This window comes from Segatella copri, from assembly GCF_009495355.1.
In the GTDB taxonomy this organism is placed as follows: domain Bacteria; phylum Bacteroidota; class Bacteroidia; order Bacteroidales; family Bacteroidaceae; genus Prevotella.
Genome location: NZ_VZAD01000076.1, coordinates 19,326 through 35,221, shown reverse-complemented (window position 1 = coordinate 35,221; position 15,896 = coordinate 19,326). Strand labels below are relative to the sequence as shown.

Sequence of the window (15,896 nt, the reverse complement as noted above, 5' to 3'; positions counted from 1 at the left end):
TATATAATATAATGTGTAGGCGAAGTGCCTATATATAAAGTATAGAATAGAAAGAACAATATATGCTAAGACGCATTCTACTTTTCATCACACTGGTACTTGCCATGGCTTTCGGAAGCTATGGAGAGAGCCATGCTGCGCCTGTCACTAAAGACAGACTGCAGAAAGTAGAAGAGCATAAGCCTCAACAACAGGCGGTACTTACCGATTCGAGCAACATTTATCGCATCTGTAACGCCCGACCACAGAGAGTGATACCATGCTGGGCTTCCGAAACATCAACGCCCAACAAGCTACCACTCAAGAATCATTTTTATCATTTTCTTTTAACCACCTACCGTGGACACGAGCGCCAGGAATCGGCGCCTATCCATTTTGATGTTGCAAGCAAATATTATGTCATTTGCCTGCGGCATCTTCTTTGCTGACACTTGCCTGTACAAAAAAGAATCACGAGTTTTTCCTTTTCGGGAAGTCATCAACCTCACTGTTTACCTATGTTCGAAGACGGGCATAGGACTGGTGAGTTATATCAAATTCAAAAAAAACAGACAATATATAAACAACTTAAATTATGGCAAGTATCAACCATTTGGAAATGTGCGACCAACTGAAGGCGCTTCCAGAAATCGAAATAAAGAAAACATGCTTCGGACTTTTCACTCAGGCTGTCTATAAACCTTCACAGAGTGTCATCAAAGTTAACCAGAATGAATACTCGGTAGAAGTAGGCGGACAATTAGAGAAACTGCTCAATGGCGGCAACAACACCATTATGGAACAGCGCAACAAGGGCAAGAAGTACAGCAAGAGCGATATGGGCAACATGCGATTGGACACCTGCATCTCTAAAGACCATCAGTTTGTAGGAGCCCAGCTGCTTCGCTTTGTCGACTTCAGCTACAAACCTGTTACCGACATGGTGGTTTACGAAGGAAAGACAGCAGAAGCCTTTGCCGAACTTTTCGATTAAGTCTGAGTAAAGAGCAAAGACCTCACAATGGGATAGCTGCAAAAGCACCCAAAGTACAACAATAAACCCAGGGCTTTCCGCCCTGGGTTATTTCTTTTACTCAACTTTCGCAAAATATCAGAATAATGCAATAGGCTTCAACTGCTTACGAAGCCGCTTTCATTGCTCTACGCAATAGGCTTTATTGACTATCGAAGCCGCTTTCATTTTTCGAAGCTTTTCTATTCAAAACCGAAGGGAGTGTGGTTTAACGTGATAACTTCTTTAACTTCTACAACTTCTAAACTTGCTAAAGTTCAGTCTTTTATACAAAATAAGAACTGCAGGCAACTTCTCAGTCACCCGCAGTTATAAATAAGAGATACTATAGAGGTATTACCTCCATAACTAAAAACCTGTCTATTCCAAGTTCAAGCTCTTCTTGATAGCCTCGATCTTCTCCATAGCAGCTGCTGTACAACGGTTGTAACAACCAGCACACTTGAAGGTAGAATCCTTCACCTCAATATAGAACTTAATCTTTGGCTCTGTACCTGAAGGACGAACACTTACCTTAGTATTGTCATCACAGAACCACTGCAACACATTGCTTGTTGTCGGCATGTTGAGTTTCTCCACACTGCCGTCAGCATGCTTTTCTTCCAATGTCTGATAGTCTTTCCAGGTAACCACCTTGCTGCCACCCAACTCCTTTGGAGGGTTGGCACGGAAATCAGCCATCATCTGCTTAATCTCGTCAGCACCAGTCTTGCCAGGGCGAACCACGTTGACGGTAAACTCCTTACTGAAGCCATACTCTGCATAAATCTGCATCAAGAGGTCGTAGAGAGTCTTGCCATGGTCCTTAGCCCAGGCTGCAATCTCGCAAATCAGGCAGATAGAAGCAGGAGCATCCTTATCACGAACCTTGTCGTATGGCAAGAAACCGAAGCTCTCCTCACCACCACCGATATACTGCTGCTTGCCCTCAGAGATAGCAATCTCGCGTGCAATCCACTTGAAGCCAGTGTAGCAGTCGCGCAACTCTACGTTGTTCTTCTTGGCAATCTCAGCGATAACCTCTGTAGTTACGATGGTCTTCACGAGGAAGTCTGTTGGCTTCAACTTGCCCAACTTCTTCTTGTTCTCGATGATGTAGTAGCAGAACATCATGCAGGTCTGGTTACCATTGATAATCATCCACTCACCCTTATCGTCACGGCAAACGATAGCCAGACGGTCAGCATCAGGGTCGGTAGCAACCACGAGGTCAGCATTCAACTTAGTACCGAGTTTCATACCGAGGGTCATAGCCTCTGCATTCTCTGGGTTAGGAGAAACTACTGTTGGGAAGTTACCATCTACAACCATCTGCTCAGGAACTACATTGATATTCTGGAAGCCCCAAGAACGCAGACAGAGAGGTACGATGACACGACCTGTACCGTGCATAGCTGAATAAACGATGTTGAGGTCTTTCTGACGGTTGATGACATCCTGGTCAATCATAGCAGAATGAACGGCTGTCATGTAGTCGTAATCCATCTCACCACCGATAATCTTGATCTTATCCCAGTTAGCCTCAAACTTCACCTGGTCAATAGTAACCTTGTTTACCTCCTCGATGATACCTGTATCGTGTGGAGCCAGAACCTGAGCACCGTCGCTCCAGTAAGCCTTGTAACCGTTGTACTCCTTAGGGTTGTGAGAAGCTGTTACGTTGACACCAGCCTTGGCACCGAGCTCGCGGATAGCGAAAGAAATCTCTGGTGTAGGACGGAGGCTCTCGAAGAGATAAGCCTTGATGCCATTGGCAGAGAAGATGGCAGCTACGGTCTCAGCGAAGAGACGAGAGTTGTTACGACAGTCGTGACCTACCACTACCGACAGATTCTCCTCACCAGGGAAAGCCTTGAGGATGTAGTTAGCAAAGCCCTGGGTAGCCATGCCGACGATATACTTGTTCATGCGGTTGGTACCTGCGCCCATGATACCGCGCAAACCACCAGTACCGAACTCCAAGTTCTGATAGAATGCATCAACGAGAGAAGACTTGTCCTCTGCGTCGAGCATTGCCTTTACTTCCTTACGGGTTTCTTCATCGAATGAAGGTGTGAGCCACTGCTGAGCTCTTTCTTCACACTGCTTAATTAATTCTGTGTTATTAGCCATAGTTAATGGTATTATATAATTGTTATTTTAGTTCTTTTTGCAAAGATATATAAAATATCCGAGAAACAAAAGCAAGATTGAAGATTTTTTTGTATTTTTGCATTCTAAAATATATTTGGTCATCTTTTGGACAAGATTGTACCATTTTCAGTAACAATATCAGTAACAATAAAAATATTAAACATGGAATTACATTTCACAGGCATCATCATTGCCGTCAGCACATTTCTCATTATAGGAATCTTCCACCCTATTGTCATCAAGACCGAATACTACACTGGCACCCGCTACTGGTGGGTATTTCTCGTTCTGGGATTAGCCACCATCGCTGCGGCATTCCTGATAGAGGACGTTCTTCTGTCGGCTATTCATGGCGTTTTGGGAGCCTCCTGTCTTTGGAGTATCGGTGAGCTCTTCGAGCAGAAACAACGTTGCGAGAAAGGATGGTTTCCTAAAAATCCCAAGCGCATCGGCAAGGGTTATTATAAGGATGAGGTGAAGGACGAAGAACGAAAGTAAAAGACGGAAAATGAAGACTGAACTCATACTGGTGGGCAAAACCATCAACAAGCATTTCATTGCTGGCATCAAGGATTATGCCGAGCGTATCACCCATTACATGCCTTTCACCATCACCACCATTCCCGAACTCAAAAACACAAAGAGTCTGAGTGAACAGCAACAGAAAGAGCGCGAAGGCGAACTGATACTGAAACAGCTGCAGCCTTCTGACACAGTAGTGCTGATGGACGAACATGGACAGGAGTTTCGCAGCATCGAGTTTGCCAAATGGATAGAGCGCAAGCAGGCTACTTCACGAAGACTCGTCTTCGTCATTGGTGGTCCGTATGGATTCTCTCAGGCGGTATACGACCGTGCCAACGAGAAGATTTCGCTATCCAAGATGACCTTCTCCCATCAGATGGTAAGACTTATCTTCACCGAAGCCCTCTATCGGGTATGCACTATTATAAAAGGTGAGCCATATCATCATGAATAAAGGTAAAAAGGTAAAAAGGTAAAAAAGTAAAAGGGTAAAAAAGTAAAAGGGTAAAAAGGTAAAAAAGGAGGAAATAAAAAAAGTTACTAAATGGCAAAAGAAAAATATATTGAGATCAAAGGAGCCAGGGCCAACAACCTGAAGAATATCGACATCAAGATTCCTCAGGGCAAGTTTGTAGCCATAACAGGCGTATCGGGATCGGGCAAGTCGTCATTGGCTTTCGACACTCTTTATGCCGAAGGCCAGCGTCGCTATGTAGAGTCATTGTCAAGCTATGCCCGCCAGTTCTTGGGCAGAATGAGCAAACCCGAATGTGATTTCATCAAAGGCTTGCCGCCAGCTATTGCTATCGAGCAGAAAGTCATCTCGCGCAATCCTCGCTCCACAGTAGGAACCACTACCGAGATCTACGAATACCTGCGCCTGCTCTATGCACGCATAGGAAGAACCTTCTCACCCATCAGCGGCGAGGAGGTGAAGCGACATACCACTGAAGACGTCCTGGCCTGCACCCGACAGTATTCTCCTGGCACCAAGTTTGTGATTCTTGCCCCTATCCATGTGGCAGAAGGACGCACTCTTGACCGCCAGTTGGAGATGTATCTGCAGGAAGGTTACTCGCGCATCTTGGTGAAAGATGAGTTCGTACGTATCGAGGACTTCGACGGAAAAGCCGAAGCTCAGGACATCTACCTTGTTATCGACCGCTCATCGGTAAGCGAGGAGAAGAGCGACATCAGCCGACTCACCGACTCTACTGAGACTGCCTTCTATGAGGGCGATGGTGCCTGCCGCCTTCTGTTCCTTCCCAGCCATATCTGCTACGACTTCTCTACCCGCTTCGAGGCAGACGGCATCACCTTCGAAGATCCTTCCGACAATATGTTTGCCTTCAACTCTCCCTTAGGGGCCTGTCCTACCTGCGAGGGCTTCGGAAGTGTGATAGGTATCGACGAGAAACTCGTCATCCCCAACACCTCAATGAGTGTGTATGATGGGTGCGTGGTTTGTTGGCGTGGCGAGAAGATGGGCATGTGGCAAAAAGAGTTCATCCGCCGTGCTGCACAGTACGACTTCCCAATCTTCGAGCCTTACTTTAATCTGACACAGAAACAGAAGGATATGCTCTGGCACGGATTGCCTTGCGACCGCAAAAAGGACATCCACGAGCAGGTGAGTATCGAAGCCTTCTTCCAAATGGTGAAAGAGAACCAGTACAAGATACAATACCGAGTGATGCTGAGCCGTTTCCGTGGAAAGACAGTTTGTCCCGACTGCCATGGCACACGACTCAAGAAGGAAGCCACCTATGTGAAGATAGGCGGAAGAAGCATTACCGAACTGGTGGAAATGTCGATTACCAATCTGAAAGCTTGGTTCGACAAGTTGGAGCTTACAGAACACGAGCAGAGCATCGGCAAACGACTGCTTACCGAAATCAACAACCGCCTGCAGTTCCTGCTCGATGTAGGATTGGGTTACCTCACCTTAGGCCGACTCAGCAACAGTCTGTCGGGTGGTGAGAGCCAACGCATCAACCTGACCACGAGCCTGGGTTCTTCGCTCGTGGGCAGTGTGTACATCCTCGACGAGCCAAGTATCGGACTGCACAGCCGTGACACCGACCGCCTCATCAAGGTACTTCGCGAACTGCAACAGTTGGGCAACACCGTGGTTGTCGTGGAACACGATGAGGAAATCATGCGGGCTGCCGACTATCTCATAGATATAGGTCCCGATGCAGGACGCTTAGGTGGCGAGGTGGTCTATGCCGGACCTGCCTCCGAGTACGATACTACCGACAAGGCCGCCCAACAGAAACTGTTGGACCGCTACCCCAAGAGCTACACCATACGCTACCTCACCCACGACGAGGAGATAGAATGTCCTGCCTCACAAAGGGCATGGAACATGTGCATCACCATCCGAGGGGCTCGCATGAACAACCTGCGAGGCATTGATGTGGAGATACCTCTCAATGTCTTTACAGTAGTGACAGGTGTGTCGGGCTCGGGCAAGTCGTCGCTCATCAAGGGCATACTCTACCCTGCCCTCCGCCGCCGACTCGACCTCGTGGCTGATGCTCCTGGCGAGTTTGCCTCATTGGAAGGCGACTGGAAGAGCATCCGACACATCGAGTTTGTCGACCAGAACCCTATAGGCAAGAGTACACGCAGCAATCCTGCCACTTATCTGAAAGCCTACGATGCCATCCGCACGCTCTTTGCCGCCCAGCCTCTGGCTAAACAGATGGGCTTTACAGCACAGTATTTCTCCTTTAATACCGAAGGCGGACGATGCGAGGAATGCAAGGGTGCCGGATATGTCACCATCGAGATGCAGTTTATGGCAGACCTCACCCTGACCTGCGAAGCATGCCACGGCAAGCGCTTCAAGCACGACATACTGGACGTGAGATATGGAGGAAAGGACATCAACGATGTGCTCAACATGACTGTGAACGAAGCCATCGAGTTCTTCAGCGACGAGAAAAACTCGCATAGCGACGACGACTTCGACCAGTGCCGCATCATCGTACGAAAACTTCTGCCTCTGCAGGAAGTGGGCCTGGGCTATATCAAGCTCGGTCAGAGCTCAAGCACCCTGTCGGGAGGTGAGAACCAGCGTGTCAAACTCGCCTACTTCATCGGCAAGGAGGAACAGGAACCCACACTCTTCATCTTCGACGAGCCTACCACCGGTCTTCACTTCCACGACATCCGACGTCTGCTCCATGCCTTCAACGCCCTGATAGAGCGCGGACACTCACTGGTGGTTATCGAGCATAACCTCGATGTCATCAAGTGTGCAGACTATATCATAGACTTAGGCCCCGACGGAGGAGACAAGGGTGGCAACCTGGTAGCCTGCGGTACACCTCAGCAAGTGGCAGCCTGCCCAGGCAGCATCACAGGACAATTTCTGAAGAAATATCTGCCAAAATAAGGCGAAAAGCTATTAAACTGAGGTAAATACGCCACAAGAGATGCTAAAAGATGTAAAAAAGTAGAGACATACTAAACTTTATGTGTAATTTTGCATCCAAAACTTAAAAGAACAGAAAACGTTACATTTTTAAAAAAGAAAGAAAATGAAAAAGTTTGTACTCTTTATATGTATGACAGTTTGCTGCGCTCTGAGCGCCAACGCACAGGCTCAAATCAAGTTTGACAAGCAGACTCACAACTTTGGCTCATTCCCTGAGACAGAGAAGATCCACAAGACTACATTCACATTTACCAATGTAGGCAACAAGCCTCTTATCATCAATCAGGCATTGGCAAGCTGCGGCTGCACCGTGCCCAAGTACACCAAGGCTCCAATAGCTCCTGGTCAGAAGGGCCAGATTGAGGTAACTTACAAAAGCGACGGCACATGGCCCGGTCACTTCAAGAAGAGCATCACCGTACGTACCAACGGCACTGTAGAGATGACTCGTCTGTATATAGAAGGTGTCATGACCGAAGTCAAGAAGTAGTAATGATATTCTATTTCTCAGGAACAGGAAATACACGCTGGGCCGCCATTCAGATTGGGGCTGCCACGCAAGAACGACTGATCAACATAGCCGACTATTCCGACTATCTTTCAGCCGATAAAGACATCGAGCCGTTTGCCTTGAAAGAAGGTGAACGGCTTGGTTTCGTTTTCCCCGTTCATGGCTGGAGAGTGCCAAGACTGGTGCGTTCGTTCGTCAGCCGACTGAGACTGAAACCCTTCGGCGATGGTATTTCTCCTGACAGCAAACCTTTCTGCTATGCAGTATGCACTGCAGGCGACAGCATCGGGAAAACGATCGACACACTCAACAAATGCCTGCAGGCCAACCATCAGTTGCAGGCGATGGGCATCAGCCAGCCCGACTCAGCTTATTCGCTCATCATGCCTGAGTCGTATGTGGGCTTACCATTCATGGATGTAGATCCTTCCGAGAAGGAGAAGCGCAAGAAGGAGAAGGCAGCACAGCAGCTGAAAGCCATCTGCGAAGACCTGAGAGAGCGAAAGACCGGTATCAGCCATCTGACGGAAGGTCCGCTTCCCTGGTTCTTCACCCACATAGTAGGAGGATTCTTCGAGCATGTGCTCATCACCGACAAGCGTTTCCATGTAGTGGAAGAGCGATGCGTGAAATGCGGCATCTGTGCCAACGTCTGCCCTGTGGGTGACATCTCTGGAGGCAAAGGCAAGCAACCCGTATGGCTCCACCACGACGACTGCCTCACCTGTTTCTCTTGCTATCATCATTGTCCACATCATGCCATCGAGTTTGGCAGACAGACACAGAAGAAAGGACAATATTATTATAAATAGGTGTAACTGTCTATCACCTACCAAAACTTGAATAATAACTAAATAATTCTATAGACAAATGAAGAAGATTTTACTTAGCATCACATTTGCTCTGATGGGCATCGTTAGCGGATTTGCGGCAAAAGCATACCCAGGCATAGTCACTGTCACACAGAGCGACGGAACAGAATTAAACGTCAGAATATACGGTGACGAACATTTCAATTGGCTCACCACAGAGGATGGAGTTCTTCTTGTACAAGAAGGAAACAACTACTATATTGCAGAAACTACCTCATACGGCACATTGAAAGCAACAAACTATATTGCCCATAATGCCAACAAACGTGTGCCTGCAGAAATCAAAGCCATCAAAAAGCAAGACCTTTCACGCTTTAGAAGTTATGCCATTAAAAAGGCATCACCAGCAAAAGCAATGGGTACCGGAAACAGCGGAGTGAAGTATTTCCCACATAGTGGCAGTCCAAAAGCATTGGTTATTCTGGTTGAGTTTTCTGACACACCCTTCCAAAGTGGAGAGAAAGCCAAGAATGTTTTTGAGCACTTTCTTAAAGGAAAGGATGAGAACAACTTACCTGATGGTTATGAGGCATATACAGGTTCATACAAGAATAATAAGTTACGCAACAAAGGAAGTGTTTCTGACTATTTTTACGACATGAGTAAGGGCACATACACTCCAAAGTTTGATGTTGTAGGTCCGTATAAACTCAATCATTCTTCTCTTTACTATGGACAAGGTGACAAAGACAACACCTATGCCCTTGTCAGCGATGCCTGTAAAGCAGCCGATAAAGATGTTGACTTTTCACGATATGATGCAGACGGTGACGGAATGGTAGATCTCGTGTATCTCATCTATGCAGGTTATCCTGCCAGCATGTCGGGCAATCCAAATGACATTTGGCCAAAGTCTGGACCTGGTAATGACAGTTTCGGAACCTATGACGGCAAAAAGGTCTGCAGATATGGAGTTCATGCAGAACTCAACTTTGGACGGGAATTGAACCAAAAGAACGGTTTCTTACTTAGCGGAATCGGACTGTTCTGCCATGAATTCTCTCATACGCTCGGTCTGCCCGACCTTTACCCTACTGTTGACGCATCAAAAGTAGATAACCAAAACCCAGAAATGTGGGATTTGATGGATGGAGGAGAATATACTTATAATGGCGGCTACTGCCCCACTCCTTATTCACCTTGGGAAATGGATGCCATGGGATGGGCTACACCTATAGAACTGAGCGATGAAAAGCAGACTGTTACTCTCAAATCATACGGCAAAGAAAGGGTAGCTTATAAAATAAAGGGAGAAAACAATGAGTACCTCTTGTTACAAAACATCCAGATAGGCGGATGGTGGACAGGTGTAGCATTAGTTTACAAAACAGGTATGTTGGTTTGGCGAATTGACTATAACAACAAAGATGTCAACCTCTTTGACAATCCAAATAACACTATAGGCAAGCCAAAAGTTATGATTGTTCCAGCTGATGGTTATGTAATCTCTGACTACAACCATGGTGATGGCAAACAATGGACAGACGATCAGTACAAGGAAAGTCTCCAAGGCGATCCTTTCCCAGGTGCTACAAATAAGACCGAACTTTTGAGTGTCGTACTCAACAACAGCACCTTAGAGAAGCCTATCTATAATATCAAGGAAGAAAATGGAGTCATCACCTTCGACTATCTTAATAATATCAGCGCCATCCAGCTCCCTTCTGTAGATGAAACTGATATGACTACAAAGCAGATCTTCTCCCTCGATGGTCGTTACCTCGGCAATGATGCAAGCAAATTGACGAAGGGAATCTACATCATCGGCAAGAAGAAAGTGGTGATAAAATAAGGCAATTTTAAGGAAGCGCAAGCATCCATTCTGATGATGCGCTTCTATGAGACTTAACGAAGCGCTTTATTAGGTGTTAACGAAGCGCTTCCTTAAGGTGTAACGAAGCGCTTCTTTAGGGTCTAAGGAAGCGCTTCTTTAGGTCATGTACTTAACGACAGTCTGCAACACTCTTCGACATTCCCACAAATTGTATTTTGTATCTTTGCACAATTCTACGGCAAAGGGAAATAATATGTTAAACTCCGCTTTCACAGTCGCTAAAGCGGAGGTTATTATTTGTGCTGCACGTTCTATTTCTTGCTATAAAACAAGAATAAGACAGCAAGAATACTTTTGCATATATATTCACAGCCATAGCTTAGTTAACTATGAAAAAAAAATTCATAGTTAGGAAAAAATATTTTCCCAATTAGGCGGATTAAAAAACCTAACTGGGAAACGTTTTTTTGGCTATTACCGTATGAATATACAGCATAAAAATACAGACAAATTACTTAGCTTCTATATCTTTCACCAAACCTTCCACATAGCGGCAAAGAATATTGATACCCTTCACATTCTCACCGCCCTCAGGAATAATAATGTCGGCATAGCGCTTGGTAGGTTCAATAAACTGCTCGTGCATGGGCTTGAGCACTTTCAGATAGCGGTCTACGACCATAGAGACCGTGCGTCCGCGGTCGATAGTATCGCGCTGAATGTTTCTGATCAGCCGCTCGTCGGGATCGGCATCCACAAAAACCTTTAGATCCATCAAATCGCGTAACTTTTTGTTGAGCAGCGTCATAATACCCTCTATAATAATGACAGGCTTGGGCTCTACATGAATCGTCTCTGCCTCACGGTTGCACTTGAGGTAACTGTAGGTAGGCTGCTCGATAGCCTTTCCGTTACGCAAATCGTTGAGTTGCTTGTGCAACAACTTCCAGTCGAAAGCATCAGGATGGTCGAAGTTGATGGCATGACGCTCCTCGTCTGTCATGCCCGTTGTGTCGTTATAGTAAGAGTCAAGAGGCACTACAGCCACAAAGTGAGGAGGCAAAGCCTCAACAATTTTTCTCACTACCGTGGTTTTGCCCGAGCCGGTTCCTCCGGCTATACCGATGATGGTTATTTTGTCTTTATCCATAGTTTTAATTTTTATTGAACTTTATCAGGTTCTGAAGTTATAGAAGTTAAAAGAGCTACACTTTGGTAGCACATACACTTAGAGCACATCTTCGAACATTTTGCGATAATATTCAGCCTTCTTTTCCACGGCTAAGGGATAAGCCCTGCTGCTGCTCGGCATGCGATAGAGTCTGAGAATACGTCCATCGAAACCGAACTCCACATAGCCTCCCATAGGCGGAGTGGCTGTAATGCCGTAATGCTCGGAGAAGATGCGGGTAGCCAACTGTCCTGCAGTAAGCACAGCCCTGCATTGGGGCAATGCTCTGAGCATACCATCAAGGTCGGAGGGCTCCACCACCTGTAGGTCTTTGTCTGAAGCCGTATTCTTGGTACGTATCACCTTCTGAGCCGTGTCGTAGATAGCCACACCTTTCTCCTGCAGAAAGCTCTTCAGTTCTGCCTCACGATAGCGTTTGTTCTCTGCATCGACAAAATGAAGTTTATCTCCGAAGAAGATAAGCCCGAAGATGCGCCACATATCGTTCTGATAGTTAGGATAATACCAAGGAATGCACCAGCGCTTGGGCGAAGGCGGGAAAGTGCCGAGCATCAGCAGATGGGCATTCGATGGCAGCCACGGCTCAAAAGGATGATTTTCTATCATTTTTTACCTTTTTACTTTTTTACCTTTTTACTTTTTTACCGTAAAAAGTTACTTCTTCTCCTTCACGAGATACATCACTACAGGCAAGTGGTCGCTGTAGCCATTGAGCCAGCGTCCGCCCGCTGTGGTACGCAGCGGAGCTCCCTTGTACTGACCTTCCTGCTGGATGAGGTAATCGCGACGGAAGATATGGCTCTTCCAGTATTTCAGCGAAGAGTAGTCCTTCTTCTTGGCATCCTTGTTGAGCAGATTAGGAGTAATCACTATCTGGTCGAAGAGGTTCCAGTTGCCACTATAGAATAAGGTGCCCTTGCCTTCCTTTGCCAGAACGTTGTACCAGGGGTTGTACATATCGCCAGCTCCCACCTGACTGATTTCGGGCTTAGCCTGCAGATAGACGTGCATGCTCTTGTTCACTGGATCGTCGTTCATATCGCCCATCACAAAGATCTTCATCTCTTGGTTCACATTCAGAAGACTGTCCTTGATCACCTTCACCTGTCGCGCAGCCGACTCACGATAGAAAGGACCTGAGAAACGGCTTGGCCAGTGGCATACGATCACCGCCACATCATCACCAGCCATCTCTCCCCTTACGGTGAGGAAGCCACGGGTGAAGAAGGCGCTGTCCTTTGCCAACTCCTGCACATAAGGCAACAGCTTCACATTCTTCACACTGAAGAGCGAAGGATTATAGAGCAGCGCACAGTCGATGCCACGACGGTCGGGACCCTCGATATGTACATATTTCATATTGCGGGCCTTAAGAGGTGCCTGGTCTACCAAGGCATCAAGCACCTTATGGTTCTCCACCTCGGAAAGTCCGATGAAGGCACACCCCACATTAGGAAGCACGTCTGTTCCCATATCCGCCAAAGCCTTCGACATATTACGCAACTTATTGGTGTACTTCATGCCGTTCCAGCCCTTGTTAGGCAAATACTCGTAATCTTTCTTTCCCTCGTCGTGACAGGTGTCAAAGAGATTCTCCTGATTGTAAAAACCAACGGCGTAAACCGAGAACTTCTTCTGGGCAGAGGCAGCCAAATTGACTATCAAAAGAGCCGCCAAGAATAGCAAATGTCGTTTCATTATTTATAGTTTTAAAATTTGTTTACTGCAAAAGTAGCTATTAAATTGTAATTATCAGTAAGAAAAGTGGAAAAAGTGAATTTTTAATGAAAATTTAATCAAAAAAACTTTCTTTTTTAAAATTTATTTATTTACTTTGCACACACATTATATTAATTAAACTATTGACTATGCAACAAAAGGTAAAATTAGCAATGATTGCACTCTGCTACAGTCCATTGCTCTTCGCTCAGAACGCCACCGAGCAGAAGATAGCAAAGGGATTGGACGAGAATGCATTCACATTCACCGAAGCACAGTTGGGTGAGGATGACGATATGTCACAGAACGTCACCATTCTGAATTCTAACTCAAATGTTTACGCATCAGAGGCAGGCTACCTGTTCTCGCCAGTGCGTTTCCGTTATCGTGCCTTCAATCAGAAGTACAATGATGTGTACATCAATGGTGCTCCCATGAACGACATGGAGTCTGGTCAGTTCCGCTTCTCTAACATCGGAGGTCTGAACCGATTCTCAAGAAACGTTGACTTTGCCTTGCCTTTCGAGGGCAACAACTACTCCATGACAGGTATGGGAGGCAGCAACAACTATGACTTCCGTGCCGGAAGCATGCAGACTGGCCACTATGCTTCTGTGGGAGTTGCCAACCGCAACTACACGCTTCGTGGTCTTTATACCTATAGCAGTGGATTCAACGACAAGGGATGGGCCATCTCAGCGGGTCTTACCTATCGTTGGGCAAACCGCGGTTATGTAGAGGGAACCTTCTACAATGCGCTGTCTTACTACTTCGGTGTGCAGAAGAAGTGGGACAACGGTCACTCCCTAAGCTTCACCACATGGGGCAATCCTACAGAGCGCTCTACACAGGGAGCAGCAACCGACGAGACTTACTGGCTCGCCAACGACTACTATTACAACCCATACTGGGGCTACTACAATGGCCACAAGCGCAACTCACGCATTGTGAACGACTTTGCGCCATCAGCCATCGCCACATGGGACTGGAACATCAACGACAAGATGAAGCTCACCACCTCTGTCTTTGGCAAGTACTCTATGTACAAGAGCACCAAGCTCAACTACGCCAACGCTGAGAACCCACAGCCAGACTACTGGAAGAATCTGCCAAGTAGCTACTTCAATGTATGGAATCCAGACGCTGTTGGCAACAATCAGTATGCACTCGAAAGCTGGCAGAACTCTTACAACTATTGGACAGCAAGCAAGGCCAACCGACAGATTAACTGGGAACGCCTCTATTATGCCAACACTCAGGCTGCCAACCAGGGCCATGATGCACTCTACTTCATCCAGGCCAAGCACAGCGACAACCTGATGTTCAACATGGCTTCCACCCTGTCGGCTAAGGTTACCAAGCGCTCTACGCTCGTAGGCGGACTGGTATTGGGCAGCAACAGCAACCGTCACTATCAGACCATGGATGACTTGCTGGGTGCTTCTTTCTTCCATAACATCAATACTTATGCGCTCGGCACCTATCCTGCCAGCGACCCAAGAGTACAATACGACCTCAACACTGCCGGACCTAACAACCTCGGCTCTCTCGTTTACGAAGGCGACAAGTTCGGTTACGACTATAAGATTGAGGTAATGAAGGGCTTGCTCTGGACTTCCTACACTGCTGAGATGGGACGTTTCCAGACCATGATCAGCGCTAAGCTCGGACAGACCAATATGCGTCGCCATGGATATATGCGCAATGGTATGGCCCCCAACAACTCTGAGGGCAATAGCCGCATCGCACGCTTCGGTGAGGGCGGTGCCAAGGGTAGCATCAACTTCGATGCCGGCAAGGGTCATGTATTCAAGATTGGTGTAGGTTACGAGTGGCGTCCACCAATGGCCAACACAGCATTCATCTCTCCTGAGATTTGCAACGACTACGTGCTCAACCTTGGCGACGAACATGTCTTCAGCAGCGAGTTCAGCTATCAGTATCAGAATGCCTGGGTACACGCCAACGTCAACGCATACTATAGCCGCCTCGACCACGTCACTGAGTGGCAGAACTTCTACAACGATGACGAGAACTCTTTCACCTACCTCAGCATGACAGGATTGGAGAAAGAATACTATGGTATCGAGGCAGGTCTCGACTTCAAGGTGGCTTCTTTCCTTAACTTCAAGGCCATCGGAACCATCAGCGACGCCAAGAACATCAACAATGCCAACGTGAACTACATGCTCTCCAAGTCGGCAGAGGTGGTTAAGGACTACGCATATATTAAGGACATGCGCGAAAGCGGAACTCCTCTTACTATCGGTAGCCTTGCACTCGACTTCCATAAGAGCGGCTGGTTCGTCAACCTCAACGCCAACTGGTACGACCGCATCTATTTGTCATACTCACCAAGCTATCGCTACAAGTCTTCTCTGAAGAACCGCGACATGCTCTTCAACGACGAGCCTCTCCCTGGTTCTGTTGACCAGGCTAAGGGCCACGGCGGATGGATGGTAGACGGAAGCATCGGCAAGAGTATCCGCCTCAAGCATGGTAGTCTGAACTTCAACCTCATGGTAACCAACATCCTCAACAACCGCAAGATTGTTTCAGGTGGTTACGAGCAGAGCCGAAGCGACTACACCCTCAACAAGGAAAACGAGGCCAAGGATCGCGTCTACAAGTTCTCTAAGAACCCTAAGAAGTATTACGTATTCGGAACCAACGGAATGTTCCAGGTATCATACAGATTCTAAAAGAAGAGAAA

13 protein-coding genes are annotated in these 15,896 nt (G+C 46.9%); 9 read left to right on the top strand and 4 right to left on the bottom strand.

Annotation, left to right across the window (positions count from 1 at the left end):
• Positions 1-62 precede the first annotated feature (62 nt).
• Together F7D20_RS10090 and F7D20_RS10085 are read left to right on the top strand one after the other, a co-directional pair.
• The gene (locus tag F7D20_RS10090) at positions 63-428 is read left to right on the top strand and encodes a hypothetical protein (protein ID WP_158463935.1); all 366 of its coding nucleotides are present in this window, start codon (positions 63-65) and stop codon (positions 426-428) included.
• Positions 429-574: 146 nt separating this feature from the next.
• Positions 575-973 (top strand): hypothetical protein, encoded by a 399-nt coding sequence (locus F7D20_RS10085; protein ID WP_158463934.1) that lies wholly within the window; start codon positions 575-577, stop codon positions 971-973.
• Between the two features lie 399 nt (positions 974-1,372).
• Here the strand turns inward: F7D20_RS10085 and F7D20_RS10080 are convergent, their stop codons facing one another.
• Positions 1,373-3,124, bottom strand: a complete 1,752-nt coding sequence (locus F7D20_RS10080) for a phospho-sugar mutase (protein WP_158463933.1) — start codon at positions 3,122-3,124, stop codon at positions 1,373-1,375.
• Positions 3,125-3,307: 183 nt separating this feature from the next.
• On the opposite strand from F7D20_RS10080, the gene F7D20_RS10075 reads away from it, so the two are divergent.
• The 6 genes from F7D20_RS10075 to F7D20_RS10050 all read left to right on the top strand — a co-directional run bounded on the left by F7D20_RS10075 (position 3,308) and on the right by F7D20_RS10050 (position 10,290).
• Entirely contained in the window at positions 3,308-3,643 is a 336-nt protein-coding gene (locus tag F7D20_RS10075; protein ID WP_158463932.1) for a DUF4491 family protein, read from the top strand.
• A gap of 10 nt (positions 3,644-3,653) precedes the next feature.
• Complete coding sequence (gene rlmH / locus F7D20_RS10070; protein ID WP_158463931.1) at positions 3,654-4,124, top strand: 23S rRNA (pseudouridine(1915)-N(3))-methyltransferase RlmH; 471 nt, start codon at positions 3,654-3,656, stop codon at positions 4,122-4,124.
• A 90-nt stretch (positions 4,125-4,214) separates the two neighbouring features.
• Positions 4,215-7,073, top strand: coding sequence for an excinuclease ABC subunit UvrA (uvrA, locus tag F7D20_RS10065; protein WP_158463930.1), 2,859 nt, complete (start codon positions 4,215-4,217; stop codon positions 7,071-7,073).
• Positions 7,074-7,218: 145 nt separating this feature from the next.
• Positions 7,219-7,605: a DUF1573 domain-containing protein gene (locus tag F7D20_RS10060; protein ID WP_158463929.1), complete on the top strand. Its 387-nt coding sequence runs from the start codon at positions 7,219-7,221 to the stop codon at positions 7,603-7,605.
• A 2-nt stretch (positions 7,606-7,607) separates the two neighbouring features.
• Positions 7,608-8,438 carry an EFR1 family ferrodoxin gene (locus F7D20_RS10055; RefSeq protein WP_158463928.1) on the top strand — a complete coding sequence of 277 codons (831 nt, stop codon included), beginning with the start codon at positions 7,608-7,610 and terminating at the stop codon, positions 8,436-8,438.
• Positions 8,439-8,496: 58 nt separating this feature from the next.
• Positions 8,497-10,290, top strand: a complete 1,794-nt coding sequence (locus tag F7D20_RS10050) for a M6 family metalloprotease domain-containing protein (protein WP_158463927.1) — start codon at positions 8,497-8,499, stop codon at positions 10,288-10,290.
• A gap of 493 nt (positions 10,291-10,783) precedes the next feature.
• Here F7D20_RS10050 and udk read toward each other — a convergent pair whose 3' ends face one another.
• The 3 genes from udk to F7D20_RS10035 form a co-directional block, all read right to left on the bottom strand.
• Positions 10,784-11,422 carry a uridine kinase gene (udk, locus tag F7D20_RS10045; protein WP_158463926.1) on the bottom strand — a complete coding sequence of 213 codons (639 nt, stop codon included), beginning with the start codon at positions 11,420-11,422 and terminating at the stop codon, positions 10,784-10,786.
• Between the two features lie 78 nt (positions 11,423-11,500).
• Positions 11,501-12,070 (bottom strand): uracil-DNA glycosylase family protein, encoded by a 570-nt coding sequence (locus F7D20_RS10040; protein ID WP_158463925.1) that lies wholly within the window; start codon positions 12,068-12,070, stop codon positions 11,501-11,503.
• Positions 12,071-12,118: 48 nt separating this feature from the next.
• Positions 12,119-13,162, bottom strand: coding sequence for an endonuclease/exonuclease/phosphatase (locus F7D20_RS10035; protein ID WP_022252738.1), 1,044 nt, complete (start codon positions 13,160-13,162; stop codon positions 12,119-12,121).
• A gap of 170 nt (positions 13,163-13,332) precedes the next feature.
• Here F7D20_RS10035 and F7D20_RS10030 point away from each other — a divergent pair, with 170 nt between their 5' ends.
• A complete protein-coding gene (locus F7D20_RS10030; protein WP_158463924.1) occupies positions 13,333-15,885 on the top strand; it encodes a TonB-dependent receptor in 2,553 nt (850 codons plus the stop codon).
• Positions 15,886-15,896: the final 11 nt, after the last annotated feature.

Bases quoted from the DNA above. Each gene is read 5' to 3' on its own strand.
- F7D20_RS10090 (WP_158463935.1), top strand. From the start codon at position 63: ATGCTAAGACGCATTCTACTTTTCATCACACTGGTACTTGCCATGGCT.
- F7D20_RS10085 (WP_158463934.1), top strand. From the start codon at position 575: ATGGCAAGTATCAACCATTTGGAAATGTGCGACCAACTGAAGGCGCTT.
- F7D20_RS10080 (WP_158463933.1), bottom strand. From the start codon at position 3,124: ATGGCTAATAACACAGAATTAATTAAGCAGTGTGAAGAAAGAGCTCAG.
- F7D20_RS10075 (WP_158463932.1), top strand. From the start codon at position 3,308: ATGGAATTACATTTCACAGGCATCATCATTGCCGTCAGCACATTTCTC.
- rlmH (WP_158463931.1), top strand. From the start codon at position 3,654: ATGAAGACTGAACTCATACTGGTGGGCAAAACCATCAACAAGCATTTC.
- uvrA (WP_158463930.1), top strand. From the start codon at position 4,215: ATGGCAAAAGAAAAATATATTGAGATCAAAGGAGCCAGGGCCAACAAC.
- F7D20_RS10060 (WP_158463929.1), top strand. From the start codon at position 7,219: ATGAAAAAGTTTGTACTCTTTATATGTATGACAGTTTGCTGCGCTCTG.
- F7D20_RS10055 (WP_158463928.1), top strand. From the start codon at position 7,608: ATGATATTCTATTTCTCAGGAACAGGAAATACACGCTGGGCCGCCATT.
- F7D20_RS10050 (WP_158463927.1), top strand. From the start codon at position 8,497: ATGAAGAAGATTTTACTTAGCATCACATTTGCTCTGATGGGCATCGTT.
- udk (WP_158463926.1), bottom strand. From the start codon at position 11,422: ATGGATAAAGACAAAATAACCATCATCGGTATAGCCGGAGGAACCGGC.
- F7D20_RS10040 (WP_158463925.1), bottom strand. From the start codon at position 12,070: ATGATAGAAAATCATCCTTTTGAGCCGTGGCTGCCATCGAATGCCCAT.
- F7D20_RS10035 (WP_022252738.1), bottom strand. From the start codon at position 13,162: ATGAAACGACATTTGCTATTCTTGGCGGCTCTTTTGATAGTCAATTTG.
- F7D20_RS10030 (WP_158463924.1), top strand. From the start codon at position 13,333: ATGCAACAAAAGGTAAAATTAGCAATGATTGCACTCTGCTACAGTCCA.